The organism is Salinibacter pepae, assembly GCF_947077775.1.
Classification (GTDB): domain Bacteria; phylum Bacteroidota; class Rhodothermia; order Rhodothermales; family Salinibacteraceae; genus Salinibacter; species Salinibacter pepae.
Genome location: NZ_CAMTTE010000001.1, coordinates 1,702,501 through 1,728,623 on the forward strand (window position 1 = coordinate 1,702,501; position 26,123 = coordinate 1,728,623).

General features: G+C 66.9%; 21 protein-coding genes. 8 read left to right on the top strand and 13 right to left on the bottom strand.

The genetic code is table 11. The annotated features are described in order from the left end of the window. The first annotated feature begins 120 nt into the window (after positions 1-120). Positions 121-1,011 carry a PASTA domain-containing protein gene (locus OJA40_RS07110; RefSeq protein ID WP_263808786.1) on the top strand — a complete coding sequence of 297 codons (891 nt, stop codon included), beginning with the start codon at positions 121-123 and terminating at the stop codon, positions 1,009-1,011. On the opposite strand, the gene pyrR is transcribed toward OJA40_RS07110, so the two are convergent. Both pyrR and OJA40_RS07120 read right to left on the bottom strand, forming a co-directional pair. Next, positions 1,008-1,520, bottom strand: coding sequence for a bifunctional pyr operon transcriptional regulator/uracil phosphoribosyltransferase PyrR (pyrR, locus tag OJA40_RS07115; protein WP_263789259.1), 513 nt, complete (start codon positions 1,518-1,520; stop codon positions 1,008-1,010). The two genes, OJA40_RS07110 and pyrR, sit on opposite strands and share 4 nt — an antisense overlap. A gap of 277 nt (positions 1,521-1,797) precedes the next feature. Further along, entirely contained in the window at positions 1,798-2,826 is a 1,029-nt protein-coding gene (locus tag OJA40_RS07120) for a Kelch repeat-containing protein (RefSeq protein WP_263808787.1), read from the bottom strand. 291 nt (positions 2,827-3,117) lie between these two features. On the opposite strand from OJA40_RS07120, the gene hemH reads away from it, so the two are divergent. Further along, on the top strand, positions 3,118-4,401 hold the full coding sequence (hemH, locus tag OJA40_RS07125; RefSeq protein WP_208426166.1) for a ferrochelatase: 1,284 nt from the start codon (positions 3,118-3,120) through the stop codon (positions 4,399-4,401). Positions 4,402-4,459: 58 nt separating this feature from the next. Here the strand turns inward: hemH and OJA40_RS07130 are convergent, their stop codons facing one another. Further along, positions 4,460-5,536 (bottom strand): endonuclease/exonuclease/phosphatase family protein, encoded by a 1,077-nt coding sequence (locus OJA40_RS07130; RefSeq protein ID WP_263808788.1) that lies wholly within the window; start codon positions 5,534-5,536, stop codon positions 4,460-4,462. Positions 5,537-5,622: 86 nt separating this feature from the next. On the opposite strand from OJA40_RS07130, the gene OJA40_RS07135 reads away from it, so the two are divergent. After that, entirely contained in the window at positions 5,623-6,150 is a 528-nt protein-coding gene (locus tag OJA40_RS07135) for a hypothetical protein (protein WP_263810216.1), read from the top strand. Here OJA40_RS07135 and OJA40_RS07140 read toward each other — a convergent pair. The 3 genes from OJA40_RS07140 to OJA40_RS07150 all read right to left on the bottom strand — a co-directional run bounded on the left by OJA40_RS07140 (position 6,120) and on the right by OJA40_RS07150 (position 9,232). Beyond that, positions 6,120-6,803 carry an OmpA/MotB family protein gene (locus tag OJA40_RS07140; RefSeq protein WP_263789266.1) on the bottom strand — a complete coding sequence of 228 codons (684 nt, stop codon included), beginning with the start codon at positions 6,801-6,803 and terminating at the stop codon, positions 6,120-6,122. The genes OJA40_RS07135 and OJA40_RS07140 overlap by 31 nt on opposite strands. 38 nt (positions 6,804-6,841) lie before the next feature. Further along, the gene (locus OJA40_RS07145) at positions 6,842-7,747 is read right to left on the bottom strand and encodes a DUF368 domain-containing protein (protein WP_208426719.1); all 906 of its coding nucleotides are present in this window, start codon (positions 7,745-7,747) and stop codon (positions 6,842-6,844) included. A gap of 75 nt (positions 7,748-7,822) precedes the next feature. After that, positions 7,823-9,232 carry a tetratricopeptide repeat protein gene (locus OJA40_RS07150; protein WP_263789271.1) on the bottom strand — a complete coding sequence of 470 codons (1,410 nt, stop codon included), beginning with the start codon at positions 9,230-9,232 and terminating at the stop codon, positions 7,823-7,825. A 180-nt stretch (positions 9,233-9,412) separates the two neighbouring features. Between OJA40_RS07150 and tmk the strand changes: the two genes are divergently transcribed. Further along, positions 9,413-10,078 (top strand): dTMP kinase, encoded by a 666-nt coding sequence (tmk, locus tag OJA40_RS07155; protein ID WP_263808791.1) that lies wholly within the window; start codon positions 9,413-9,415, stop codon positions 10,076-10,078. Positions 10,079-10,166: 88 nt separating this feature from the next. Next, the gene (locus OJA40_RS07160) at positions 10,167-10,709 is read left to right on the top strand and encodes a Fur family transcriptional regulator (RefSeq protein ID WP_208426717.1); all 543 of its coding nucleotides are present in this window, start codon (positions 10,167-10,169) and stop codon (positions 10,707-10,709) included. A gap of 234 nt (positions 10,710-10,943) precedes the next feature. On the opposite strand, the gene OJA40_RS07165 is transcribed toward OJA40_RS07160, so the two are convergent. The 5 genes from OJA40_RS07165 to OJA40_RS07185 all read right to left on the bottom strand — a co-directional run bounded on the left by OJA40_RS07165 (position 10,944) and on the right by OJA40_RS07185 (position 18,107). Continuing rightward, positions 10,944-11,441 (bottom strand): protease complex subunit PrcB family protein, encoded by a 498-nt coding sequence (locus OJA40_RS07165; protein ID WP_263808792.1) that lies wholly within the window; start codon positions 11,439-11,441, stop codon positions 10,944-10,946. Between the two features lie 412 nt (positions 11,442-11,853). Next, positions 11,854-12,819, bottom strand: coding sequence for a UDP-glucuronic acid decarboxylase family protein (locus tag OJA40_RS07170; protein WP_208426715.1), 966 nt, complete (start codon positions 12,817-12,819; stop codon positions 11,854-11,856). A gap of 55 nt (positions 12,820-12,874) precedes the next feature. Next, the gene (locus OJA40_RS07175) at positions 12,875-14,263 is read right to left on the bottom strand and encodes a UDP-glucose dehydrogenase family protein (protein ID WP_263808793.1); all 1,389 of its coding nucleotides are present in this window, start codon (positions 14,261-14,263) and stop codon (positions 12,875-12,877) included. An 868-nt stretch (positions 14,264-15,131) separates the two neighbouring features. Further along, positions 15,132-15,776: a thioredoxin family protein gene (locus OJA40_RS07180; RefSeq protein WP_263789280.1), complete on the bottom strand. Its 645-nt coding sequence runs from the start codon at positions 15,774-15,776 to the stop codon at positions 15,132-15,134. 99 nt (positions 15,777-15,875) lie between these two features. Further along, positions 15,876-18,107, bottom strand: a complete 2,232-nt coding sequence (locus OJA40_RS07185) for a protein-disulfide reductase DsbD family protein (protein ID WP_263808795.1) — start codon at positions 18,105-18,107, stop codon at positions 15,876-15,878. Positions 18,108-18,808: 701 nt separating this feature from the next. Between OJA40_RS07185 and OJA40_RS07190 the strand changes: the two genes are divergently transcribed. The 3 genes from OJA40_RS07190 (at position 18,809) to OJA40_RS07200 (ending at position 22,720) form a co-directional block, all read left to right on the top strand. Then, positions 18,809-19,045, top strand: coding sequence for a hypothetical protein (locus OJA40_RS07190; RefSeq protein ID WP_263810219.1), 237 nt, complete (start codon positions 18,809-18,811; stop codon positions 19,043-19,045). A gap of 135 nt (positions 19,046-19,180) precedes the next feature. Then, positions 19,181-19,492, top strand: coding sequence for a hypothetical protein (locus OJA40_RS07195; RefSeq protein ID WP_208426710.1), 312 nt, complete (start codon positions 19,181-19,183; stop codon positions 19,490-19,492). A gap of 357 nt (positions 19,493-19,849) precedes the next feature. Continuing rightward, positions 19,850-22,720: a cadherin-like domain-containing protein gene (locus OJA40_RS07200; RefSeq protein WP_263808796.1), complete on the top strand. Its 2,871-nt coding sequence runs from the start codon at positions 19,850-19,852 to the stop codon at positions 22,718-22,720. Positions 22,721-23,117: 397 nt separating this feature from the next. Here the strand turns inward: OJA40_RS07200 and OJA40_RS07205 are convergent, their stop codons facing one another. Beyond that, positions 23,118-23,888 (bottom strand): M14 family metallopeptidase, encoded by a 771-nt coding sequence (locus tag OJA40_RS07205; protein ID WP_208426708.1) that lies wholly within the window; start codon positions 23,886-23,888, stop codon positions 23,118-23,120. A 530-nt stretch (positions 23,889-24,418) separates the two neighbouring features. After that, positions 24,419-25,861, bottom strand: coding sequence for an MATE family efflux transporter (locus tag OJA40_RS07210; protein ID WP_263789291.1), 1,443 nt, complete (start codon positions 25,859-25,861; stop codon positions 24,419-24,421). Positions 25,862-26,123 lie beyond the last annotated feature (262 nt).

Consider the following 26,123-nt stretch of genomic DNA (forward strand, 5'->3'; position numbering starts at 1 on the left):
GGAAACTGCAGGGGTGCACTCGTGTTACTCTGCCGTCACGCCGAGTAGGGGCTCCGGCCCGTCGTTCCGGGTCCCTGCCGCCCATTGCCTCCAGTGTCTCTCGCTACTTCCTCCCAAGCGATGCGCCTCCCTCCGTCCCTCCGGGCCCTGCTGTACTGGTTCCGCACCCTCCTCCGAAATACATACTTCTGGGGCGGGCTCGGCGGCCTTCTGCTGCTCGGCGTGGGCGCGTACTTCCTGGTCGACGCCCTCCTCATGCCGACGTACACCCGGCACGGGGTGTCCGTCCAGGTCCCCAACGTGGAGAGTCAATCGTTTCTGAAGGCCAAGAAGCGTATCGAGACCCAAGACCTGCAGGTCAAGCGGGAGGTGGGCCGCTTCAACCCGAACGTTCCCCGGGAGACGGTGGTGGACCAGAATCCTCCTCCCCACGCGGGCGTGAAGCCCGGGCGACGCGTGTACCTGACGGTGAACGCGGGAAAGGCCCCTGTGGTGAGCATCCCCGACCTCAACGGCATCTCGGTGCGGGAGGCCAAAAACCGGGTCTCCGCACTTGGCCTTGCCGTGGGTACGGTCGAGCCCGACTCGCTCCCCTCCCCCTATCCGAATACGATCACCCGGCAGCGCCCGGAACCGGGCGACTCCCTGAAAATGGGCGGCACCGTAGACCTTTGGTACAGCACGGGGCTCGGCACGGACACCGTTCAGGTCCCCAGCATCGCCGGACGGACGGTCGAACGGGCCCGGCGTCTGCTGCGGGCCCGGCAACTCCGGGCCGTCGTTCTGGACCCGCGCACAGCCGACCCGTCCGGCGCCCCCACCCAACCGTCCGACACATCGTCGTCCCGGCGTTTTGTCCAACGTCAGGGCCGCGCCCCAACCACAAAGGTGCGGGCCGGCACCGAAATTCGACTCTTCACGACCGACGACTCGACTGCGGTGCCCGAGCCGGGCTCCATCGCTCAGGACACCACGGCCGCGGGTGATGCCGACGAGGAAAAGGGCCTTTAGTCCTCTACATACACCGCACACTCGCCGTCGGCCTCCACGACCACCTCCTCGTCGTGCTTCGTCTGGAGGCGACGGCCGGTGAAGTCCGGCTGAATGGGATACTCCCGGTGCCCGCGATCAACGAGGACCACGAGCTGAATGCTGCGCGGGCGCCCGTACTGAAGAACAGCGTCGAGCGCGGCCCGCGCCGTACGGCCCGTGAATACGACGTCGTCGACGAGAATCACGTCCCGATCCGTCGCGTCCACGTCGTGGGGCGTCTCCTCAGGGGGGGCCAGATCGGGGCGGTCGTCCCGAAAGGGCGTCACGTCGAGGGCGTAGGGCTCCAGGGCCTGTTCCTCCACCTCCCCAATCTCGTCGGCCACGACCCGGGCCGGCGGCACGCCGCTCCGTCGGATCCCGAATAGCTCAAGCGACTCGGCCCCGCGATTGTGCTCGATAATTTCGTATGCGAGACGCCGGAGCGTGCGGCGGACCCGCTCCGGAGACATGATGCGCGTTCGGCCCATGTGTTGGCTCGACGTGATCGATTTGAGAGCAAAGAAGCACGTGCAGTGTCTGTTCGTCCTGGCTCGAAGGTACGACCTGGCGGACCGAATGTCGAAGGCATGCGGCCAAGCAACGACGGCCCCGTCCGCCCGTCCCACGAGTCGCGGCCCTGCGTCTGCTGTTTCATCGCGGGCGCCCCCGGCATGGCCGCGGCGACAATACAGCCCACGAGCCCCTCTACGCGATGTCGGCATGGACGGCAATGAGCACGGCAGTCGGGGAACGGGGAGGGGCGAATCAGTCGGTGGTCGGGGACAAGCGTTCGACGACGGACGAGGTGGCGGCCCCGATGCCGGCGGCGGGGTTGCCGCCGATGGCGTAGATGTGCCCCCCGAGGGCGACTCCTGCGAGGCCGTGCCGCGGCGTCGGCATGGGGTCGTGTTGGGTCCAGCCGTCTACGTCCGGGTCGTACGCCCATGTGCGTCCGTACACGCCCCCGTCTCCCGAGAAGTACTCGCCCCCGAAGACGTAAAGCATACCATCGAGCGCAGCCCCCGCCAGCCCCCCGGACGGCTGGGGCAACGGGCGCAATTCGGTCCACGTGTCCGTCGCCGGATCGTACCGCTCCACCGCCCCGAGGTTGGTCACCCCGTCATCCGTGCGACGTCCGCCCACGACGTAAAGGCGCCCGTCAATGACCGCCCCTGTGGCACTGCTCCGGCCCGTGGGCACCGGGCGCGCCTCGCTCCAGGCATCGGCGCCGGGGTCGTAGACCAGGTGGGCACGAGAGGCCCCATCCGACGCGCCGTCGTCCGGGTGGAGACTGCCTGTCACGAGATGGACCCGCTCCTCGACCGCGAGCGCAGCCGTCTCGCCGAGCGGCGTGGGCATTGTCCCGATGCGGGCCCACTGGTCTCCGTCGAACGCGTACACGTCGGGCCGGAACTGAAATCCGTCGCGCAGGGTCTCCCCCACGAATCCCCCAAACCCATACACCGTGCCGTTGGCCTCCGCGAGCACGATGTGGTGGCGCGGGGACGGAAGGGCTGGCCCGCGCGTCCACGCCTCCGTGGAAGGATCGAAAAGGGCCGTCTCTTCCAGCGTCGTGAACCGGCGATCGCTGTGGGCCCCGGAGCGGAGTCCGCCCGCAACCACGATCCGCCCGTTCCACGTCGTGCCGTAGACCTCCTGGGTCGCCCAGGGCAGGGCGTCGCTCGCCTCCCACTCGGCCCGGCCGGCCGCGCACAGCAGACGTTCGGGATGCAGGGCACACGTGGCGGCCGCCGCCGCACCAAGGGTGAGGAACCGGCGTCGGGAAAGGGACATGGAGGGGTCTGAACGAGCGCAGGTGCGTGGGCATCTCAACAGGCGTATCCGGCGGCGTATCGAGTGTGTTTGCCCCCAGCACGCCCACGAGGACGTGCGTTTACCGTCTGGCCCCTCAATTGCTTCGAATCTAAATCGACGGAGAATTCGGGACCGAGATGGCCCCTTCCGCGTTGCTACAATCACGAAACGCATTTGCAACAATCGGGGTGCCCGTTGAGTCTTTCGACCGGCGCTTTCGTTCCGTATTTGCCATTGTGACATCCCTTTTCCAAGCGACCGTTGCCCCCAATGACGCCCTACGAGTTTATACAGCGCTACGACCGTGAGGAGTACAACAGTGACCCCCGGTTGGTGGAGGGGGAGTTTTTTCCATCGGCCAAGCTCGGCGTGGAGTCGGGCGATACGGTAGGGGTTGTGCTTCTCAACCTGGGCGGCCCCGACGGCGAGGAGTCCGTGGAGCCGTTTCTCTACAACCTGTTTATGGACCCGGCGATCATCGACTTTTCGGAGGTCGTCTATTTTCAGGCGCGGGGCCGCGTGCGGCAGGCGTTCTCCAAGATTATCTCGTACTTCCGGTCCCAGTCGGTCGCGGAGGACTACAAGGAGATCAGTGACGACGGGGGCTCGCCCATCAATCCCCTCACCCGCGACCAGGCCGACAGCCTGGAACAGACCCTCAACGAGCAGTACGCCGCGGAGACGGGCGCCACGTTTAAAACGTACATGGCGATGCGGTACTGGGAGCCGTTCAGCGAAGACGCGGCGGCACAGATGCAGGAGGACGGCGTCGACAAGGTCGTGCTGCTCCCCCTCTACCCGCAGTACTCCAAGACCACGACCGGCGCCTCGCTCGTGTACTGGCACGAGCTGGAGAAAGCGGGCGAGATTCCGGCCTGGCCCACGACTTCCGTCTTCGAGTACGCCACGTACCCGAAGTACATCGAGGCACTGAGCGACCGGATCGACGAGGGCCTGGAACGCTTCCCGGACGACGTGCGGGACGACGTGCACCTTCTCTTCAGCGCACACGGGACGCCCCTCTCGGAAATGAAAGACCGGGACGACCCGTACTGCTGTCTCGTCCACTCCACGGTGAAGCACTTGATGGAGCACCGCGGGTTCGACCACGACTTCAGCACGGCCTTCCAGAGCAAGGTCGGGCCGTCGGAGTGGCTGACGCCCGCGACGGACGACACCGTGGAGGAGCTGGCCGAGGAGGGCGAAGACGTGCTCGTCATTCCGGTGGCGTTCGTGACGGACCACATCGAGACGAGCTACGAGCTGGCCATCGAGATTCCGGAGGACCTCGAAGAGGAGGGCGCCCCGATCCCGGAGCACTACGAGGTCATGCCGGGCCTGAACAGCCACCCCAAGTTCATCGAGACGCTGGCCGACATGACGGCCGCCCAGCTTCAGTTGCCCAACGTGCAAACCCCGACGCCGGCCTCCGAGCGCCCCTGCTGTCAGGTTCAAAACCGCGACATCCGGTGCCACCAGTGCCAGCACGTGGCCGAGGCCACCGACTGGAGCGCCCCGGAGGAGGAGCAGGCGCGCGAACTGGAGACGGCGTAGGCGTTTGGGGACGGCGCGTGGGGCGTGAGCGGCCGCGGCGTTTCGGACGGAGGTTTGGCTACTCGGTCGGCGGCCCCTCCAGGGGCGGCAGGGCCTCGTGGGAGGGCCATTCGGCCCAGGACGTGAGGCGCAGTGCGGCCGTCACGGCGCAGTGGTCGGACGGGGGCGCAGGCCTGCCGCACCACCGCTGTGTGCCCACCGCCTCGAAGAACTGCGGGGGATAGAAGATGTGATCGATCGTTCGGGCAGGAGCGTCGGCCGGGTACGTAGCGCCCGCCGTGTCGGCCGAAGCGGTATTGGCGGCCGAGCGCAGGTCCGTGCCCTCCAGTATGTGCTGCATCGTCGCGTCCCCCGCCCCGGCGTGCCCCCCCTCCTCGCCGGACGAGAGGGAACTGTTGAAGTCGCCGAGCAGAAGCGTCGGGATGCCCCTGTCGGCGAGGCGGCGATAGCGATCGTTCACGACGCGGGCCTGCGTCTCGCGCGTCTCAACGTCGAAGGCCTCCAGGTGCACGTTGATGACCGCGAGCGGGCGGCCGTCCACGTCGACCACCCCGACCTGTGCCAGGCGGTCGAGGTAGAACGCGTCCCGGAAAAACGGCTGCGGCGGACGCGGGAGCGTCCTCCGCACGTGCCTCCGGACGGGGAAGCGGCTGAGGACGGCCTGCCCGGAGAGGGTGCGCCCGAAATGCACGGCGGGGCGGCCGTACGGAAACGGCAGGTACCGCTCGTCCCAGTTCACGGCCTGCGCCGCCCCCGGGTACCCGAGACGCGCGGCCAGGACATCCAGCTGATGGACGTGCGCGGCCCGAGCCCCGCCGAAGTCGATCTCCTGAAGGGCCGCGATGTCGGGGGCCGCCGCTCGGAGGTAGCCAGCGGCCTGGTCCATGTTCGCGTGGAACAGGCTGTCGGGCCGCACCACCGGCTCGTTGTTCCTCATGCCGGAGAGATAGCCGATGTTGTAGGTTGTCACCGTGAGCGTGTCCGGCCGCGTTGTGTCGGGCTGCGCCGTGTAGGTCCGCACCTGCGCAAGCTCGTCGTCGGGCAGTGCCCCGGAGCTCGCCCAGAAGAACACCCCGGCGACGCCGAGGACCAGCCCGCCGACGGCGAGCCCAATAATTCGAAGTGCTCGTTTCATCACTCTGCTGTTGGCCGATGCGTGTTGGACGGAGCCGGAACAGGCCGGGGCCTGTCGCCGGATGGGACGGTCTGAGGCGGACGGTCGTGACGCTGGGCCTCCTGCTTGTTGCCACCGCGGGACGGCCTGCACAGGCCCAGTCGCCCCGGGCGGCGCTGGAGTCGCTCACCGGCCACTGGACGGGGACGTTCGTGGTGTATGCCCACGACGGGACGCAGGTCGACTCCCTCTCGACGGAGCACCGCTACCGATGGGAGAACGGCGTGCAGGTGGGCACACAGATCGATCGGTATCCGGACGGGCGTGTCGTCCGCAAGACGGCGCGCAACTACGTCACCGACGACGGAACGCTGATCTGCGAGGTTAATCCGCCCGACGGGGCCCCCATCACGTACCGCGGGCGGGTGTCCGACGGCGCCATCGTCTGGCACCGCAAGACCGACGCCGGGATCGTTGAGAGCTTTCGGGAGCGGGTGGTGGACACGCCCACGGGCCCGGAGTACCGGATCAACGGCTTTGGCGTCTATCCGAGCGGGGACGGGGCACGGAGCCACCTCCATTTTGTCGGGCGGTATCGGGCCGTTCACCAGGACGTATCGACGGGGCGGGAGTAGTCTTGCGGGGGCGGGAGGACCGCAATGCGAACCCGCCGGTTCCGACGGCGCCCTCGTGCCGTTGCGTTTGACGCGACCGGGTCGGTGGCCCCGTAGGCGAGGGCGGCAAACTGGGACGGGGCCAGGGCGCTGCGGGCACTGAGGTAGCGCACGACCGCCGTGGCCCGGGCCGCCGAGAGCTCCCAGTTCGACGCAAACCGCTCCTGCAGGGCCTCACTCAGGGGCGTATCGTCGGCGTGCCCCTCAACCCGGACCGCCCGCGTGGGGTAGGCCGTCTCCAGGTGAGCAACCGTGGCCCGGAGCCGCTTCTTTCCCGCGGCCGTAAGGGTGGCCGTGCCGGATTCGAACAACGAGTCGGCCGGGAGCACGCGCACCGCCCGCCCCCCCTGGCGACGCATCTGCACCTCGTAGGCCAGGCGGTTCAGGCGGTCCGTCAGGACGCGCAGGTCGCGGTAGTACTGCCCCGTCGCAAGGTCGTCCCGAAACCGCAGCGAGTCTTCCACGCGGCGAAGCCGGCTCCGCAACGTCGCATTCTCGGCCCGGAGGGAGTCCAGGCGCGGCGGGGCGGACGCCCCTGGAAGCCGCGTCGTGGCGCACCCGACCAGTCCGGGAAGGGCAGCAGCGAGACCGGCGAAGAGAAGAAGAAGGCGCATCGGGGAGGAGCGGCGGCGAGGCGAGCCCGAACGTCACGCTACGAGGCGGAGGCGGTCGTCTCTTTTCCGGCGGTCGAGGGGCTCCAGGCCAGCAGCACGAGCACGGCCCCAAACCCGACCAGAGCAAGGAGCACGACCGACCCGATCGGCTCACCGGCCTCGGGGGCCCGCAGGACGCGCTCGGCCCCGCCGTAGGGCCAGAGGGCCCGGAGCGCCCCGGCGATAAGCCCCACGAGCGCCGCCATCATTGCGTCGTGGCGGTGCCTGAGGAGCAGATCGAGCAGTTTCGCGAACGTGCCGAGCCCGACGGCCGCCCCGGTGCAGAACGTGAGCACGTACCCCCAGTCGAGCGCATTGACCGCTTCGAGCGTGGGGGCGTAGATGCCGAGCGCCTCCAGCAGGAACGCCCCGCTCACGCCGGGGAGAATCATGGCACAAATCGCAATCATGGCCGAGCAGAAGACCCGGATGAGGCTCGGGTCCGACACGGCGAGGGCAGGGAGGCTGGTCAGGAAAAACGCCCCGGCGGCACAGGCGAGGCCGATGCCCACCCGGAGGCCTGTGACCCGCTCGATGCGACGGGCGGGGATCAGAAGCGACGCGGCCACGAGGCCGAAGAAGAGCCCCCGCATGGGGGCCGGGTACGCCTCCATCAGGGGCGGAATCACCCGCGCCCCGCCAAGAATGGCGCCCCCAATCCCGCCCAGGAGGGGGCCGATGAGGCGCCACGGCACCGCGGCCCAGTGTTGCCGAGCGGCCGCGCGGTCGAAGCGTAGCAGCGACAGCCCAAACGACACCGCCGAACTGAGGGCCCCCACGAGCCGCTCGTAGATGCCGACGATGAGGGCCATGGTGCCGCCGCTGACGCCCGGAATCACGTCGGCGCCGCCCATCAACACGCCGTACAGCACGTGGCGGACGAAGGCAAACGGGGCGCGGGGCATGCAGGAGGGCGGATGAGTTCGACAAAAGACCGCCGGTGCGGACGCGGCACTCGGCGCGACGATCCGGGCCGGGGGCTACGAATCGAGGTCGAGAAGCCGCCGGACGCGGTCGTTGTCGTAAAGGGTGGGATAGGCCTTCTGGAACTCCTCCTTCTTCGCGGGATCGAGCCGAAAGGCCGTCTTGAGGGCCCGAATGCTTTCGTCCGCCCGCCCGAGCGCAAGCAGGGCCTTCGCCTGCCGGAAGTACGTGTTGGCGCTTTTCGGGTCGAGCTCCAGGGCCTGTCGGTACGCCTCCAGCGCCTCTTCGGGCTGCTCCTTCTCCAGAAGCGTCTCGGCGTAGCCCGTCCAGGCGTGCTCGTTCGACTCGTCGAGCCGCACGGCGTGCTGGTAGGACTCCAGCGCCTCGTCGAGCTTCCCCACCTTGTACGCGCAGTCGGCCCGGGCCGTCCAGAACTTGGGCACGTTCGCGTCCAGGTTCACGGCGTAGCGGAAGCACTCAAGCGCCTCTTCGGGGCGCTCGTCCGTGTCGAAGCAGCAGCCGAGGCCGTACCACGCCTCCGGATAGTTCGACTTGAGGTCGAGCGTCTTCTCATAGTAGGTGCGCGCGGCGCGGAGGTCGCCCTGCTCCTCGTAGGCGAGCGCAAGGTTGTAGTAGGTCGCCGCATCCGGCCCTTCGAGCTCCAGCACGCGCTCGTAGCTCTCGACGGCCGCCTCTAGGTCCCCCTGGTTCGCCTCCGCGTTGCCTCGATTGTAGTAGGCGGAGGCAAACTCGTCGTGGATTGCAAGGGCCATGTCGTAGCTCTCTACCGCCTCCCCGAAGCGGCCCAGCCGGTTCAGCACAATGCCTCGGTTGTACCACGCGTCTTTCGAGTACGGGTCGATGTCGAGGTGATTGTCGTACGCCTCTACGCTCTTCTCGTCCTCGCCGAGCCGGTCGTAGCAGTAGCCCAGCTCGTACCAGACCTCCGGGTGCTCCGGATAGACGTCCGCACATCGCTGGAAGGCCTCCACGGCCGCCTCCAGTTGCTCGTCCCGTTCCAGCGTTACCCCGAGGTTGAAGAGGGCCTCCCCGTGCAGCGGGTTGATGGAGAGCGCCTCGTCGTAGACCTCCAGGGCCTCGTCCACCCGCCCCAGGCTGTCGAGCGTAATCCCGAGATTGATGAGCGTTTCGGTGTCGGTCGGGTTCACGTCAAGGGCCTGCTCGTAGGCCTCCAGGGCCTCTTCCGGGCGGCCCAAGTTGTTCAGGAGAATGCCGCGCCGCATCCAGGCGTCGGAGGTGTAGGGGTGGAGCTCGATGAGACGGTCGATGACCTCGAGGGCCGTTTCCATCTCCCCCTCCTCAAAGTAGAACGAGGCAATCTCTTCGAGGTCGCCGGAGTCGAAGTACGCAGACGGGTCGTTTTCGTACGCGGCCACGAGATCTTCGAGGGGGTCCTCGTGTGGGGAGTCCTCGGAGTCATCGAAGCCGAAGTCGAACGTGTTCATACCACACCAGTACGTGAGTGAGGAGTGCGCACGGTTGTCACCGAATCGTCGTGCCGACGGTCCCGGCCGGCATTCGCTCCCAAAGTATAACGCCTCCGCGGAGGAACATCCAAAGAGAGCGCCTGCACGGGGCGGCCGTCCGCCGGGCACCGACTTGATTCTCATGCTCTTGGGGTCCCCATGCTGCTTCTCACATTCGAAGGCATTGACGGAAGCGGAAAGAGCACACAGGCCCACCGGCTCAACGAGCACCTGCAGGAGCGCGGGCACGAAACCCTCCTCGTCCGCGAGCCCGGCGGCACCGAGTTGTCCGAGCAGGTCCGCTCCGTCCTGTTGGAGCCTGCCCTAAACGTCCATCCGATGGCAGAGTTGCTTCTGTTCTCGGCCGCCCGGACCCAGCTCGTGACCGAGCGCATCCGGCCGGCATTGGAGGCGGGGCGGATTGTCATCTGCGATCGCTTCTACGACTCGACCACGGCCTATCAGGGGGCCGGCCGCAACGTCGCCGATCTGGAGTGGCTGCAGTCCTTTCACCGTCGCGTGACGGACGGCCTCGTGCCCGACCGCACCTACCTCGTAGAACTCGATCCCGAGACCGCCCGTGCCCGGCGCACCGAGGGCGACGACACGGCCGGCGACCGCATGGAGGCGGAGGACGAGGCGTTTTATCACCGCGTTGCGGCGGCCTACGACACGCTCGCCGACGAGCACTCCGCCCGCATTCATCGGCTCGACGGGCACCGGTCGATCGGGGCCCTGCACGCCGAAATTCGGGGCGACGTGGAGGCACTGCTGGATGCCCCCCCCGGAACCCCCCACGCCGCCACCGGTTCGTCTGATCCGTGAGCAGGCCGGTCGTATCGGGGGCGCATCTGCTCTCTCGCCCGCACAACCTGACGCCCCCGTTGCTGTCGAACACAGGCCCACCAGTGGCATGTCGACCCTTCCCCAACAGAAGATCGACGAGGTTCGCTCCATCTTCCAGGCCTTCCTCAAAAAGCGCAACAAGCGACAAACGCCCGAGCGCTTTGCCGTCCTGGAAGAGATCTACCAGACGGAAGACCACATCGACGCCGACGAGCTGTACGTTCGGCTCAAGCAGGACGGAACCGAGGTAAGCCGGGCCACGGTCTACAACACCCTGGAGCTCCTGCTGGAGTGCGACCTCGTGGTGCGTCACCAGTTCGGGAAGAACCAGGCCAAGTACGAGCGGGCCTACAGCTACTGGCAGCACGACCACCTCATCTGCATGGACTGCAATGAGCTGTTCGAGTTCTGCGACCCGCGGCTGCAGAGCATTCAGGAGATGGTGGCCGACATCTACGAGTTTGAGATTAAGCACCACTCCCTGAACATGTACGGCCACTGCATCCGCGAGAACTGCCCGAACCGGGCCGAAGACTCGGACCGTGACGAAGCGGATTCCGCCGATCAGACAACCGCCAAGAAGGCCGCGACGAGCGAGGCGGAGTCGTAAACGATCCACCTTTCCTGTTTTCCCGAGCGAGATGTGTCTCACCCGGGGAGGCCTTCGCAGGTCCGGACCAGACTGCTTCTCAACTCTCTTCCTCCCCGCCGTTGCGGCGCCTCCTTTCCTTTCTTCAGACTGGCCTCAGCGGCCAGTCCAATTCTCTCCTGGCGCGTTAGCGCCGCCGCGTTAGGAGGGCCGGGGCGGATGCATGCCTCTCCGGACATTGTCTCACCTGCCTGCTCAGCAAGGGTCGTCCTGTTTCGAGCGGACGAACAGGACCTCATCGCCCGAGTCTACCGGCTCGTCCTGTAGGTCCACCGTCGCGAGCACGTACGGGGACGTAAGTGCCTGCGTGACCGCACACGCGTCTCCCGGCACAGTCTCGGTCACCTCGACGCGCATCGTGCCCTCGCTTCCGTTGGCCACTACCTGGTCGACATCCACCGAGTATCCGCCGCTGGACCGTTCGCCCAGCACAACGCCCACGACCACCTGCGTCTCAAAGTCAATCTGAGGCGGATCGGGAGAGGTGTCTCCACCCGCGCTGGTCGATCCGCCATGCAACTCCGCCCAGAAGGCGGCCAGTTCGTCTTCGCTCCGAAGAACGACCTCCGTGCCCTCGACGATCTTGCCGTATGTCCCTGTGTCGATTTCTTCGGTATCCACGGCCCCGGTCGCAACCGTTTGCGTTTCTACTTTAGTGTTGAAGCCCGTCTCGTCGGTCGGGTCGGATCCCATGCTGTTGCATCCTCCCATCAGCAGGAACACCGTTCCTAAAACGAGAGGGGCCTGCAGAAGGGTCCATCGTGCAGTTCGAGGAGCGCCGTCGTGTTGCATCGTGGGAAGGGGAGGGTGGGAAAAGGCCTCGATTGTCTCTGTGCGTGCGTGTATCCTTACACGCATCCGCTCCCCAGACACACAGTTGAGGGCTTGTCGGCCTCGTGTCCTCAATTCCACGCGCCCCCTCCACTCGACCCCTTCGTATTATGAGTGGGATTCCAGTCTAGGGCCTCGTCGTCCTCCTCGTGATCGTCGCGGCGGGATGCCTGGGGCGTCCCGCTTATTTCGTACCCTCCGGTGGCTGAGCCAACAGGCCGACCGGGGACGGTACCGGATCGACGACATGCTGCCTCGGATTTTCGCCGCCCCGTCAGTCGCGGGCGGGAGCGGTCGTGGCCTCTACCTCCGCCCGAAAGTACTCCAGCGTGCGCCGGAGGCCCTCCCGGCGGTCCACCTCCGGCGTCCACCCGAGCTCTTCCCGGGCCCGCGAGATGTCCGGCTGGCGCACCTGCGGGTCGTCGGACGGGAGGGGCTCGTAGGTGATGTCGCTGTCCGAGCCAGTGACCTCGATGATCTCTTCGGCAAACTCCTTGATCGTGATCTCGTCGGGGTTTCCGATGTTGACCGGGTCGGTCGCGTCGCTCATGAGAAGCCGGTAGAGGCCCTCCACGAGGTCGTCGACGTAGCAGAACGCGCGCGTCTGGCTGCCGTCGCCGTAGACGGTGAGGGGATCGCCCCGGAGCGCCTGCGACATGAAGTTGGGGAGCGCCCGGCCGTCGTCGATGCGCATCCGCGGGCCGTACGTGTTGAAGATCCGCGCGATGCGGGTCTCGACCCCGTGGTACCGGTGGTAGGCCATCGTGAGCGCCTCCCCAAACCGTTTGGCCTCGTCGTAGACCCCGCGCTTGCCCACCGGATTCACGTTGCCCCAGTAGTCTTCCGACTGGGGATGGACCTGCGGGTCGCCGTACACCTCGCTCGTGGACGCGATGAGCAGGCGGGCGTCTTTCGCCTTGGCGAGGCCCAGGGCCTTGTGGGTGCCAAGGGCCCCGACCTTTAACGTCTGGATCGGGTACTGCAGGTAGTCGTCCGGCGCGGCGGGGCTCGCGAAGTGCAGGACGTAGTCGAGCTCGCCGTTGACGTGGAGGTAGTCGGTCACGTCGTACTCGACGAACCGGAAGCGGTCCTGTCCGAGCTCGAACAGGTGCTCGATGTTTTCGGTGTCGCCCGTAATGAGGTTGTCCATGCAGATCACCGAGTGGCCCTCCTCGATGAAGCGGTCGCAGAGATGGGAGCCGAGGAAGCCGGCGCCGCCAGTGATAAGGGTGCGGGGCATGAGCGTTGGCGTAGACACGTGGAAAAGAGAACGCGGGGCGCGGCTTGCGCGCGGCTTACGGCTGCCCGTTTTCGACAATGGCCGCCTCGATGGCCTCCTGATTGGTCTCCGGCGCGTAGCTCGGCCGCCCGATGCTGTGGTACTCGAAGCCCATCTCGGCCATCCGGGCGGGATCGTACAGGTTGCGTCCGTCGAGCACGAGCGGGGTCTCCAGGTGCTCCCGCACCGCGCCCAGGTCCGGCCGGCGAAACTCGTGCCATTCCGTGCAAATCAAGAGCGACTCGGCCCCCTCGACCGCCTCGTACATGCCGTCGGCGTACGCGATCTGGTCGCCGAACGTCTCTTTCGTCGTCTCGATGGCTTCGGGGTCGTACCCCACCACGTCGGCGCCCCTCTCCAGGAGATAATCGATGATAACGTGCGAGGGCGCCTCTCGGGTGTCGTCGGTGCCGGGCTTGAACGACAGGCCCCAGACCGCAATCCGCCGCCCGTCCAGGTCGCCGTCGAAGGAGTCCTCCACCTGCTCGGCCAGGCGCCGCCGCTGCTGATCGTTTACGTCGAGGACGGCGTCCAGAATTTGGAAGTCGTACCCCTTCTCCCGACCCTTCCGGGCGAGGGCCTGCACGTCCTTCGGGAAGCAACTGCCCCCGAAGCCGATGCCCGCGTACAAGAAGTGCGGCCCAATGCGGTGGTCCTTGCTAATGCCGAGGCGCACCTTGTCCACGTTGGCCCCGACCCGTTCGCAGACGTTTGCGATTTCGTTCATGAACGAGATGCGCGTGGCCAGGAGCGAGTTGGCCGCGTACTTGATCATTTCCGCCGAACGACGGTCGACGACGAGGACGGGGTTCCCCTGCCGCACGAACGGCTCGTAGAGCCGCTTCATCGTCTCGGCGGCCCGGTCGCTCTCCGTCCCAATCACGACCCGATCCGGCTTCAGGAAATCGTCCACCGCGGACCCCTCCCGCAGAAACTCGGGATTGGAGACAACGTCCACCTCCCCGCCAATGTCGAGGCCGCGATCCGCGAATGCCTCTTCCACCCGGTCGCCGGTGCCGACCGGGACGGTGCTCTTGTTGACGACAATTCGGTGCTCCGGGTCGTCCGCCTCCACGAGCAGATCGGCCACGTCGCCCGCCGCCTCCAGCACATACGAGAGATCGGCCGAGCCGTCCTCCCCCGGCGGCGTCGGAAGGGCAAAAAACACGATCTTCGAGCCCGCGATTCCCTCCGCCAAATCCGTCGTGAAGCGGAGCCGGTCCTCCGCTCGCGCCCGCTCGAAGTACCGATCCAAGTCGGGCTCGTAAATGGGAATCTCGCCGTCGGAAAGCTGGGCGACTTTCTCCTCGTCGACGTCAACACACGTGACGTCGTGGCCCATTTCCGCGAAGCAGGTGCCCGAGACGAGGCCCACGTATCCGGTGCCGATAACTGTGATGTCCATACCAGTGTAATTCGTTTCGAACTGTGGAGATGTGCGGGGTCCGCCCCGGTCGAACAGAAAACTACAGGGGGCATTCGTGACGATTGCAAAGTGAGAACCGCCACGCACAAACGCAACGGGGTTCCGCCCGGTTCACTCTCGGGACGGCGTCTTTGAGAAACCTACGTATTTCCCGCACAAAAATCGGTCCGAGGGACACGTGCGCCGTGGCGTCGCCCCCACGCCCCACCCCAGTTGCGGACGCCACGACCGCCCGGGCCGTTCTGGCGAACGGTTGAGAAGCTGTTTGGCGGACCAACTATGGCCGCCCCGTTGAGTACTCGGTCGCTGCGCGCCCAGCGCAGAACGGGTTCTGCACGCGCCCGGTAGCGCATCAGGGGCACGACCTCGCTTCTGCTCGGCCCCCGCTACAGGGCTCGTTTGGGCCCCGTTCGTGCACGTCGCCCGCTGTGTCTCGGCTAAATATCCATCCACCAAACCGCTTCTGAGCCCCAGAGCCCTTGCGGAACGGAGGCATCTAAAAATAACGGAAGTCTATCGGCAAAAGCGGCGGGGTCCCGCCTCAGCCCCGACCACGGTTATCCACAACGCATCCACAGACTTCTTCTCCGTAAGACAATAACAGAATAAACAGAACAGTCCAGTTACCTCACTGAGCCCCTCCGTCCCGGCGGGGAAACTCTGTTATTGTCCCCAATGAGGGCCCCGTGCACTGTGAAACGGGAAGTTATCCACAATCGGTGCACACTTCGTTCATCCGGACGATGAATCTCGCCCGGCCTCAAAAGGAGAGGAGACACACAGAATCAGAAAATGCCGACCGGCCTGGAACGACCGGTCGGCAAAACGGGAGCGTGGGGACGGCCGCTTACTTCGAGGCGTATTTGATGGTGCACCCGTACGGCTCCGCGCGCTTGGGGCGCACCTCTTCCCCATTCATCGCGGCGTCGAGGGCCATCCGGACGTAGTTCGTCGCCCCCTCGATGTCGGCCTCGTCCGTGGTCGGTTTGTCGTCGATGCCCCCGCGGTAGAGCAGCTCTCCTTCCGGACTAATCACGTACATGTGCGGCGTGACCGTTGCGCCGTACGTCTTTCCGACCTCACCGTCCGGATCCATCAATATGGCCGTCATGTTTCCGGCGTGCTTCTTCTTCTGTTCGACCATCTCGTCGGGCGGATAGTAGCCCTGCTTGCCGGGCGCCGAGGAGACAATCGAGAGCCACACGACGCCCTCTTCGGTGTAGGTGTCCTGGAGCCGCTGCATGTTTCCGCTGCCGTAGTGCTTCCCGACAAACGGGCATCCGAAGTTGAGCCATTCGAGCACGACGTACTGGCCCTCAAAGTCAGCCAGGCTGTGCTCGTCACCGTCGGCGGCCTGCAGGGTAAAGTTGGGCGCGGGCGCGCCGACTTCGGCCTGATGGGTCTGGGCCATGCTCGTGGCGGGAAGCGCAGCGGCCGTTAGCAGTCCGACGACGAGGGCCGCGCAGAGGACTCGGGGATGGCGTGTGGTCATGGGCACACGGGCGGTTGTTTCAAAGAAACGTTTCAAAGAAACGGAGGGGTCCAAATTGGGAACGAGGGCGGAGGTTGCAACCGTCGTGCTACAGTTCAGTCAGTGAGGCTCATGCGTGGCGACCGTCGAGGAGAGGTCGTCCAGCGCGTTGAGGACCGCCTCTTCCGTAAGCACCTCCGGCAACAGTTCGGGCTCGGAGCCGTCGCCCGCGTAGAGCACATAGACCGGGACCCCGCTCCGGCCATGCGATTCGAGGGCACGGGTGATCTCCGGATCGCGGCTCGTCCAGTCGGCCCGCACGAGCGCCACGTCCTTCTCGTCGAACGCATTTTGCACGGATTGGGCCGTCAGTACACGGCGCTTGTTGACCTGGCAGGTCAGGCACCAGGCCGCGGTGAAGTCCACGAAAACAGGGCGGCCTTCAGCCCGGAGCGACTCGATGGTTTCTGGGGCGTAGGAGCGCCACGTCGTGTCTGTCCCCGATACGTCCTGGGTCGTGGCTGTCGCCTGCTCGGCGGGCGCCGAGCCGGCCCCGATGACCGCGACGGCAATGCCGCCCACCAGCGCGGCCCCCGCAAGCCCCCGCGTCACCAGCGTGGCCGTCTGCGAGCGCTGCGGCGCCGACCAGCGGTTCACGATCCAGGCCGCTACGCCCAGCAACAGGAGCCCCGCGAGCAGAAAAGCCACCCCGCCGGTGCTCGTTTGCTGCCCGAAGACCCACACGAGCCAGATGGCGGTCGCAAACATGGGGAAGGCGAAGGCCTGCTTCAGCGTCTCCATCCAGGCGCCCGGATCGGGCAGGCGGTCGAGGAGGGCTGGGGTCGTAGACAGAACAACGTACGGGGCAGCCATGCCGACGCCGAGGGCCGTGAAGATCAGCAGGGCCCCCACCGTCGAGAGCGTGAGGGCCACCCCAAGCGCCGCCCCCATGAATGGCGCCGTGCAGGGCGTCGCGACGACCGTGGCGAGCACGCCGGTGAGGAAGGCGCTCAGGTTGCCGCCCCCGGACGCGGCCGCCTCCATCCGCCCGCCCCAGCCCATGAGGGTCGTGCCGACCTCGAAGGCCCCGAGCAGGTTCAGCCCGATGCCGAAGAAGAGCATCGTCATGAGGGCGATAAAGATGGGCGACTGGAGCTGAAAGCCCCATCCAATCTGGCTGCCTGCGGCCCGCAGGGCCAGAAGCCCCCCGGCCAGGATCCACATTGACCCCAGGACGCCCGCGCCGAAGAGCAATCCATGGCGCCGCATGGCGCCGGCCTCGCCCCCCGCCTCCTCGGCGAACCCGAGGATCTTCACCGACAAGACCGGAAACACGCAGGGCATCAGGTTCAGCAGAACCCCACCGACCAGGGCGAACGCGAGCGCCCACGGGAGCGAGAGTCCGCCCCCGGCCGACGAGGCCCCGGCCCCCATCGCGTCGGCCGCCGAAAGCGTCGAGTCGACCGGCACGTCCACCTGCATCGCGCGCACCCTGCCGTCCGGGTCCCAGCCTGTGCCCTCGGGCGCCACCAGTGCGCCTCGCAGTCGGTCGGCCGGCGCCTGGGCGTATTCCGACTGCCGCAGTGCAATCGTGTAGGTGTCTCCGTTCCGCGTCACGGGCTGGGGCGCGCCCGGATCGACGACGGACTTCTCCGCCGGAAAGAAATAGGCGCCTTCTAGGTCGGGCCGGGCCCCGTCCGGCGCCCCCAAGATCAGGGTATATCGGCCTTCACTGCGCCCCGCCCCTACCGACCAGTCGCCCACACGCTTCGGATGCTTCGCCCGCGCCGCCTCGAAGGCAGCGGCCCGCCCTGGTTTTGGGGAGGCCTCCTCCGCCACAGGGAGCGTCACCGCCACGTCCGAGTGCGCAGGCAGGCAGATTTCCTCGCAGATCAACCACTCGGCGCGCCCGCCGAGGGTCGCCATCGTGCCCGGCGTCAACGTGTCCGGCGGGGTAACGGCGGCAATCAGCAAGACCTCATCGGAGTACCCATAGCTGATGAGGGACCCGAACTCAATTTGATGTGGATAGGGCCATTGGAATCCGCTCGTCTCGTAGCCTTCCGGCAGTGCCCAGTCGATGGACGTCGGCTCCCCGGACGCCCCGGGGTTCTTCCAGTAGCTGTGCCACCCCTCCTCCATGTTCAACCGAAGGCCCACCGTCAACGGCTCGCCCGGCACGATCGCGTCCTGCTCACTGACAAGTGTCGCCTCACTGTGCGGACTCGGGTCGTCGGAGGCCTGCGACTGGGCCTGTAGCGGCGTAGCGGCCCCGCTCCCCCACAGAACCACGAGGAGCCACACGCCAAGAACTGGGCACCGGCGTCCGCTGGACCGCTGAAAGGACGTCATGAGGGGCTGAGGGCGTCGTGCGGGCAGTCGTCGAGCGGACTGTGTGTACCCGAGCTTTCCCAAATGGTTCATTCCTCACCGTCCCTCCATCAGGCCGGCACGCTCGGCCGCTCCCCGCTTCTGGCTGGCCAACACAGCGTCCGCGCCGGCGGAAGACATCCCCGAAAAACGGTAGATTTTCCCCACCTTGCCACGAATTGCCCCGATTGGAGACCGGACACGCCACGATCGGCGGCCGATGCCCCGAGAGTGTGCCGGGGCACAATCGACGAATGCCCCCGGCCTGCTCTTTTCTCTGCGGAAACCCGCAAATCGCCCCCCTACAGCCCCCTCTTTTTGCGAAAGAGATGTATGCTTCTGCAGTGTTCACGGCGTCCTCTCAACGCCTGGAACGGTTTTCGTGGCGTCGGTTTGCCGGCCGCCGTACGGATCCTTCCTGAAAACGCCGACCTCCACAATTGGGCGGAGAGACGGAGCCGGGCGTCGTCACCGGCCCCCATTGCCGACAGGCGGGAAGCAGGGTCGGATGTCGTTGGCCTCCCGCGGGACCCTGTCCACCTGCGCATTTAAGCCCTCGCCGCGGGCCGTCGATACCTAGAAGCGGAGGACCATCTGACAGACACGTTCCGGACGGCTCGTTCTATCGACTGGCTTTCCGGAGCATCCCGAAACGCCATCTTTCGCCCATTGGACCGATCAGAATGTTCCTCAATAACTCCTTCCTTCCGTTCGGATCCGTCGCCGACTCCGACCCTGAGGAGTCGCTCGACGAAGACCTTCCTCCCGATCTGCGCCGGGCCGGTCGAGATGCCTACCGCCGCGGATGGGAGGAGTACCGCGAGGCCGATTGTCCCTTCGGCCCGACGGACCAGGCGATGCTCATCTGGTTCTCGTTCAGCAACGAAACGGAGATGTCCCCCACCGTGGGGCAAAACTGACCGGCCCCGCTCCCAGAACCCACCCATGCGGATCGAGGAGCTCGTCCCCGCACAGGGGCCCCCTCCACGCAAGACGGGACGCGAGGCGTCCCTACTCGGTGCTGCAGTCTCCTCCTCGCAACCCTTCCAGGTGTCATGAATGAACCCGCCTCCACCGTAAACATCACGTTTCAGAGCCCGACCCGGGCCTCACGCCCGACCACGCCCTCGTTCCACCACCGCAACCTCGAAGGCGTACCGGAATCTACGGCCCGGCAGATGGCCCAGGACTTCACGACCTACCAGCACGAGCCGTCTACGATCAGCGAGAAGAAACTGTACACGTATCCGTCTGCGAGCCAGAACGGTGCGCTCGACGACGAGTGTCTCGTCGCGCTCGACTTCGGGGAAATCGTCACCCTAGAGGTCACCCATTCCCCAAACGTACCCGTACGGGAAGAAGCCTAAAGCCCGGTGCGTGCCCCTGCCCCTTGCCGTCCGCACATCAGGGAAGCCCGAGCGTGCCTATTCATCCCTTGAAGCTTTCATCTCTTGAGGCTCCCCAGAAGCACCATCAAGGGGCTGCGGGACGATTCACGACGCTGAGGGCGTCTTTTCTGTGGTGGGGGGCGTCTCCGCTGGCAAGATTCTTGTCCCCTCGTTGGGGCAGGACGACCGACGTTCGTTTGCGGCATCGCCCAAGTCGTCCTCTCTTCCGGTTGTCCCCCACCGGGGGCACCGTCCTTCGATGATGCTTTTGGGAAACAAGGGACCAGAGCGGTCCGGAGCGTTCCCTGCTTCGCTCAGTCGGGCCCCACCCGTACCATGATGGGCATTTCCCTCTTCACTTCTGGCCGGCGGGCGGTCCGTGCGGCCCTCGTCGTTGTACTGCTCGGCGGCCTCGGCCTTCCCCTTCGGGCCGCCCACGCGCAGGACGCCGATCCCCGCATTCCTCTCACTGTACGCAACGGGGAGGGAGGCGTCTTCACCTTGACGCTTGGCCTCGCCCCGGAGGCCACAAACGGCATCGATCCGGCACTTGGGGAGCAGGAGCAGCCCCCCGTTCCCCCCTCCGACGTCTTTGACGTCCGCCTCGTCGACGACGACATCCCTGTGTCCGGGTTCGGGGAGGGGCTTCTGAAAGACATTCGGCCGGGCGGTGCGCAATTCGAGGGGACCACACAACACCAGATTCGCTTCCAGGCGGAGAGCGGGACCGACCTCACCATTGCCTGGGATTTGCCCGAGGGCGTCACCGGCACAATTCAGAATGCCTCGGACGGAGGCACGTACGGCACGGACATGACCGGGCGCGACTCCCTCACGGTGGACGCGGGTGCGCCCGACGCGATCGTCGCCCTGGAGTACGCCCCGAATCAAGCCCCGACCCTCTCCCTCGATCCGCCCAACGCCTCAATCGCGGAAAACAACAGCCCCCCCACCCGGGTCGCCACCGTTTCGGTCGCCGACGATGGCCTCGGCACGAACGAGCGCTCCCTTGGCGGGCCCGACGCAGGCTCATTCGCCCTCACCGACGCGAATGGACTCGTGCTCACCGAATCGGCCGACGCCGAGGCCACGCGCCGCTACTCCGTCACCGTCGCGGTGAACGACCCGGCCGTCGCCCCCAGTCCCAACGATAGCAAAGAGTTTTCGCTTCGGGTCGACGACGCAAACGAGCCGCCCGTTCTTGAGACGAACGCCGGCCTCGCCCTGTCGCCGGGCGGATCCGCAACGCTCACGACCGGCACCCTCAGTGCCTCCGACCCGGACGACGCGTCCACGACACTCACGTACGTGGTCACCCAGGCCCCGACCCGGGGGGAGCTCCTGGTGGGCGGCAGCCCCGCTGCCTCCTTCACCCAGACGGACCTGAGAGAGGGGACCGTCCGGTACACCCACACCGCGTCCGACACCGACAATGACCAGTTCTCCTTCGCCGTTGGGGATGAGGCTGGCGCACGTGGCCCCGAGGCCACATTTCGGATCGCCGTCGACCCGTCCACCCATCGGACCACCATTCGAGGGACGGACGGGACGGGAAACGACACGGGCTGGCGCCTGCTCGCCCCGCCCTCGAACACGACCCGACGCGCCTTCGAGGACGACCTCGCGTTCGATGTCAACTCGGGGCCCCTGCTGTACACCTGGGACGGCGCGGCGTGGACGCCGGCTACGGACTCTTCGGCAGCACTGCCGCGTGGAGAGGGCTTTATCCTGTACTTCTTCGACGACGAGGTGGACCCGATTTTCGCCGACGGGCTGACCCTGGAGATTCCCGACCTCAACGAGGACCAGACGGCGGACGTGACGGTCGACGGCCTCGACGCCAGCCGGTCCCTCCACCTGCTCGGAAACCCGTACGACGTGGCCTTCGACCTCGGCGCCCTGGCCGGGGGCGACCTCTCCGGGCGCGGCTTCCAGAATACGGTGCAGGTCTGGGACCCTTCGGGCGGGGGGCAGTGGACCCTAATCACACAGGGCGGGCCCGACGACACCATTCCGGCCTGGCAGGGCTTTTTCGTGGAGCGGGCCCGAGAGGGCCGCGGCCGGACCCGCCTCACTTTCGATGCGGACGGCCGCCAGTCTGCCCCGGGCGACCTCATCGGGAGCAGGCCCGCGCTGCTCTCGGCCTCCCAGGGCGAACGGGTCCGGCTGGACCTGTCCCTCGTCGTGGCGAGCGCGTCCGACACGCTTTCCCGAAACGACGCCACCCTGCTTTTCCGCGGGGACGCCGACACGGGCTGGGACACGTACGAAGCCACTCAGCTCCCGCCCCCGACCGGGAACGCCTACGCCACGTTGACCAGCCCCCTTCAGCGCAACGGCGCACTGGTCCGCCGCACCCTCGCCAGCGAGCCCCCGCCGGGGCAGAACAAGACCCGCTCGTATCCGCTCTCGGCCCGGTCGGTCGGGACGACGGGCACGGCCACCGTGCGGTGGCCCGAGTCGAAGCGCGCCCTCGTCCCCCGTACGTGGACCGTAGAGCTGATCGACCGCAAGACCGGTGCCGTCGTGGACCTGCGAGAGGCGCCCTACACGTTCAAGCTTACCGAGGAGGCCGGCTCCATCGATGCCCCCAACGACGCCCGGTTTGCCCTCCGTCTTACCCCCAAGGCGGGCTCCGCGGAGATCGTCGACCTATCGGCCGAGTCCACCGAATCGGGCGTCCGCCTGTCCTGGAACACCACCTCCGAGATCAACAACACCGGCTTCTACGTCCAGCGCAGGTCCGCTGGGGCCCAGTGGAAACGAATCGGGTTCGTCGAGAGCGCTCTCGCCAAGAGCGCAACGACCCGGCCTCAATCCTACCAGTTCACCGACGAGAACCCGCCGTACGCAATCGACTCGCTGCGCTATCGCCTCCAGCACGTAGACACGACCGGCACCGCCCACACTGCCAACAGGACGGGCATCCAGTTTAACGCCCCCAAACAGATCACCCTTCGCCCTCCCTTCCCCAATCCCTCCCAACAGCACGCAACGCTTCACTTCGGCCTCTCCGACGCCACGGCGGTGCAGATCACGGTCTACGACCTTCTGGGACGCTCGGTGAAGGCGGTCGTGCGGGGCCAGTTCGAGGCGGGGCGCCACCGGACGCGACTCTCGACGTCGGACCTCGCTCCGGGCATGTACTTCGTGCGGATGCGGGCCGGCGGCACCACCCGGACCCGCAAACTCACGGTCGTCCGGTAGCGCACCGACTCCCACGGGCGTCGACTGGAGGCCCGCCGGAAATGCTCTGCTCTACGGGAGTATTTTGAAGGCCTAAGCTGATCCAGATGTCCACCCCAGTCACTCCGAATCCGTGACGGAGGCGTCCTCAAGCGTGACAAGATTGGAGGTCACGCACTGAGCCCTTCCCACACGGCCCTGCACTGCGATGGGACTGATCAGCACGCTGTTTCTTGCCGCCTCGGTGGCGACGTTCTCGGTCTACTTCCGGCGCCTCTCGGACGAGGCCCCGGCACAAACCTCGTAGCCCTGTCGGCACAGCGGTGCAGCAGGTGCCTCCTCACGTCGGTGCTACCGGATCGAGTCCCTCTCCCCCTGTCCCCTGCTCGCAGGCGGACAGAGCGAGCACGGCGAAGCGTCATTCGGCGACGGGGTCGGCCCGTCGGGCCATGAATCCGATGCGCTCCTCGTACCCGTACGTCGACATGAGCACCGGATAGAAAGACTGCTCCGCCCGCCGCACGCTTCCGTTCTTCGTCGCGAAGATCTCCCCCGCCTCCACGCGCCGAAAGTTTTCGGCGACAAACTCGAAGCCCCGCCCCGACGCGTCCCCGAACACCTCGTACACCGTTGGGGTGGAGCGGACGTAGGGACGGTCGATGAGTCCCTCGGCGGCCAGGAAGTGCAGCAGGATGCGATGCGCGCTGGACGCCGCGCCCTCGTCGTCGTAGTACCCGCACTCGATCGCTATGCCCGTCACGTGCTCCGTCACCCCCCCGCCGACGTAGCTCATGTCGACGAGGCGGTCGAGACCGGTTGACCGCGCGAGTCGACGGGAGGCCGCGTCTCCCCCCGTCGCAATGGCGTAGGGGCAGCCCCGCGACTCGGTAGAGTGGAAGTCGATCACGGTGGTGCCCTCCAGCTCGCGTCGGAGGCGGGCCGCGAGGCGCACCTCGTGCTGATCGCTCGACGCGTCGCCCGGCATGGCCCGGTTCAAATCCGTATCGCAGAACCGGTAGCCGAGCTTGAACGCGCGCTCGTTGGCAAGGACGAACTTGATCGGGGCCTGCAGCGTCACGTCGCCCGCCTTGAGGCGATTGAGGGCGTGCCACCCACAGGTCTCGTCGCCATGGACACAGGCCAGGATGGTATACTCCGGGCGGCCGTCGCCGAGGGTTTCAACGTGCATTGTAGTCTAGGCAGGTGAGTGTAAGGCTCAGAACCTGTTTGTCGGACTGTCTATGGCCTGCGACGTCGCGGATCTCGTGCAGCCCAGGCACTACTCGGTCACTGCGTTCCCAGCGCAGAACGGCTTCTGCACGCGCCCGGTAGCGCATCAGAGGCATGACCTCACTTCTGCTCGCCCTCCGCTACAGGGCTCGTTTGGGCCCCGTTCATGCACGTTGCCCGCTGTGTCTCGGCTGAATATCCATCCGCCAAACAGGTTCTCATTGTTCGCGATTGTGGGCGAACACGTCGCAGTGGGCCGCCTCGTCCTCGAATCGGCGGAGCCGCGCGCGAGCAGCGGGCGGCACGTGGGCCTCCTGCGGATCCGTTCCCACGAAATGCCGGTCCGCGTCGTCCGGGGCCGCCCCCCCGCCACACGCGAGCAATCATGGGACTGTGGGGTTGTGTGAGGGGCAGGAGTGACGCCCACCGTCAGTCAGCCGTTCGTCGCACGCAGGAGGCCTTCCGCCCCCACGACGACACGACGCGGCGTTATCCCGACCGCGTCTCCCCTTCCGCCGGCACTTCTACCGCCGACGCCGGGGGCGCCGCCCCGTTCGCATCGGTCGGCACGGCCTCTTTTCTAACGGCCCGCCCTACCTGGCGGTGGAAGCGCGCGAGCAGGAGGACGGACGCCGCGGCGAGCCCCGTTACCAGCCCCCACCAGAGGGCCTCGGGGCCGCCCCCGCCGCGCACCCCCCACAGGTAGCCCGTCACCAGCCCGATGCCCCAGTACGTCCCGACCGCAATGCCCATCGGCACCCGCGTGTCCTTGAGGCCCTGGAGGGCCCCGTGGGCCGCCACCTGCAGGCCGTCGAACAGCTGAAAGACCGCCGCCACCCCCAGCAGCTGCACCGCCAGCGCGATCACCTCGGTGTTGCCGGGATCGGAGAGGTCCAGGTACAGCCCCACGATGGGCCGCGGCAGGGTCCAGAAGAGCGTGGCCGTGCCCGCCATGAACAGGGTCGCGAGCCCCATCGCCATTCCGCCGGCCCGACGCGCCCCCGCCTCGTCCTGCGCCCCGGCCGCCTGCCCCACCCGCACCGTGCCCGCCATGCCGATGCCGAGCGGCACCATGAACGCGAACGCCGCACACTGCAGGGCCACCTGGTGGGCCGCAAGCGCCGTCGTCCCCAGCGTGCCCATCATCACCGTCGTGACCATGAAGAGGCTTGACTCCACGCCCCGCGACGCCCCCATCGGCGCCCCCACCCACACGAGCTCGCGCAGATACGCCGCGTCCGGCTCCCGAAGGCGCGTGAACACCTCGTAGTCCGCAAACGGCGCCGTGCGGTGCACGAACAGGGCCAGCAGCCCGAACAGGACCGAGAAGACGATGGTGCTCGCCCACCCCGTTCCCGCCAGCCCGAGCGCCGGCAGGCCCCAGTAGCCAAACATCAGCACCTCGTTGGCCGCGATGTTCACCCCCACGCCGATGAACGCGATGATCGTCACGGGCAGGGGGCGCGACAAGCCCTCCACGAAGCTCCGTAGTGCAGCGAACCCGAGAAACGGAAGGATGCCCCACCGGATGGCGTCGAGGTACGCCGTGGCACCGTCAATCGTCGCCGGCTCCTGTCCCGTCCACCTCAGCACCGGCTCAATAGCGCTCAGGATCAGGAGAACGACCGCGCCCAGCCCCCCGGCCAGCCAGAGCCCCTGCCGCACGCTCCGTCCCGCGGCCGCCGGGGCCTCCGCCCCCACTGCCTGCGACACCATCGGCCCCACGGCCCGGACCATCCCCATGCCCATGATCGCGAAGAAGAAAAAGACCGTGTGCCCGAGCGCCACGCCCGCCAGCGCCTCCGGCCCCAGGCGCCCCACCATCACCGTGTCCACGAAGCTCATCGAGATGTGCGCCAGCTGGGCCGCCACCACGGGGCCCGCCAGGCGGAGGGTGGCGCGAAATTCACGGGACAGGGCAGCAGAAAACACGGAGGTGGCGGACAGCGAAAACGCTTGGTTGATCACTCCATCCAACGCGGGACCGGAACTGCCGTTCGTCACACCGGCGGGGAGACGTGCCCGTTTCGGGAGAACTTCCCGTTCGCAATCGGCCCCCTCGGTGGTGCCGGAGCGGACGTCATGACGGCGCTCTGGTGTGTCAACACGATCCGCCCTGAGACACCGGTGAAACAGGCGTGCTACACCCCATGGCAAACTGGAGCGTCGTCGTGCCCTCCTTCTTCGCTCCCCC

Coding starts and splice junctions, on each gene's coding strand:
- OJA40_RS07110 (WP_263808786.1), top strand. CDS start 121: ATGCGCCTCCCTCCGTCCCTCCGGGCCCTGCTGTACTGGTTCCGCACC.
- pyrR (WP_263789259.1), bottom strand. CDS start 1,520: ATGGGCCGAACGCGCATCATGTCTCCGGAGCGGGTCCGCCGCACGCTC.
- OJA40_RS07120 (WP_263808787.1), bottom strand. CDS start 2,826: ATGTCCCTTTCCCGACGCCGGTTCCTCACCCTTGGTGCGGCGGCGGCC.
- hemH (WP_208426166.1), top strand. CDS start 3,118: ATGACGCCCTACGAGTTTATACAGCGCTACGACCGTGAGGAGTACAAC.
- OJA40_RS07130 (WP_263808788.1), bottom strand. CDS start 5,536: ATGAAACGAGCACTTCGAATTATTGGGCTCGCCGTCGGCGGGCTGGTC.
- OJA40_RS07140 (WP_263789266.1), bottom strand. CDS start 6,803: ATGCGCCTTCTTCTTCTCTTCGCCGGTCTCGCTGCTGCCCTTCCCGGA.
- OJA40_RS07145 (WP_208426719.1), bottom strand. CDS start 7,747: ATGCCCCGCGCCCCGTTTGCCTTCGTCCGCCACGTGCTGTACGGCGTG.
- OJA40_RS07150 (WP_263789271.1), bottom strand. CDS start 9,232: ATGAACACGTTCGACTTCGGCTTCGATGACTCCGAGGACTCCCCACAC.
- tmk (WP_263808791.1), top strand. CDS start 9,413: ATGCTGCTTCTCACATTCGAAGGCATTGACGGAAGCGGAAAGAGCACA.
- OJA40_RS07160 (WP_208426717.1), top strand. CDS start 10,167: ATGTCGACCCTTCCCCAACAGAAGATCGACGAGGTTCGCTCCATCTTC.
- OJA40_RS07165 (WP_263808792.1), bottom strand. CDS start 11,441: ATGGGATCCGACCCGACCGACGAGACGGGCTTCAACACTAAAGTAGAA.
- OJA40_RS07170 (WP_208426715.1), bottom strand. CDS start 12,819: ATGCCCCGCACCCTTATCACTGGCGGCGCCGGCTTCCTCGGCTCCCAT.
- OJA40_RS07175 (WP_263808793.1), bottom strand. CDS start 14,263: ATGGACATCACAGTTATCGGCACCGGATACGTGGGCCTCGTCTCGGGC.
- OJA40_RS07180 (WP_263789280.1), bottom strand. CDS start 15,776: ATGACCACACGCCATCCCCGAGTCCTCTGCGCGGCCCTCGTCGTCGGA.
- OJA40_RS07185 (WP_263808795.1), bottom strand. CDS start 18,107: ATGACGTCCTTTCAGCGGTCCAGCGGACGCCGGTGCCCAGTTCTTGGC.
- OJA40_RS07190 (WP_263810219.1), top strand. CDS start 18,809: ATGTTCCTCAATAACTCCTTCCTTCCGTTCGGATCCGTCGCCGACTCC.
- OJA40_RS07195 (WP_208426710.1), top strand. CDS start 19,181: ATGAATGAACCCGCCTCCACCGTAAACATCACGTTTCAGAGCCCGACC.
- OJA40_RS07200 (WP_263808796.1), top strand. CDS start 19,850: ATGATGGGCATTTCCCTCTTCACTTCTGGCCGGCGGGCGGTCCGTGCG.
- OJA40_RS07205 (WP_208426708.1), bottom strand. CDS start 23,888: ATGCACGTTGAAACCCTCGGCGACGGCCGCCCGGAGTATACCATCCTG.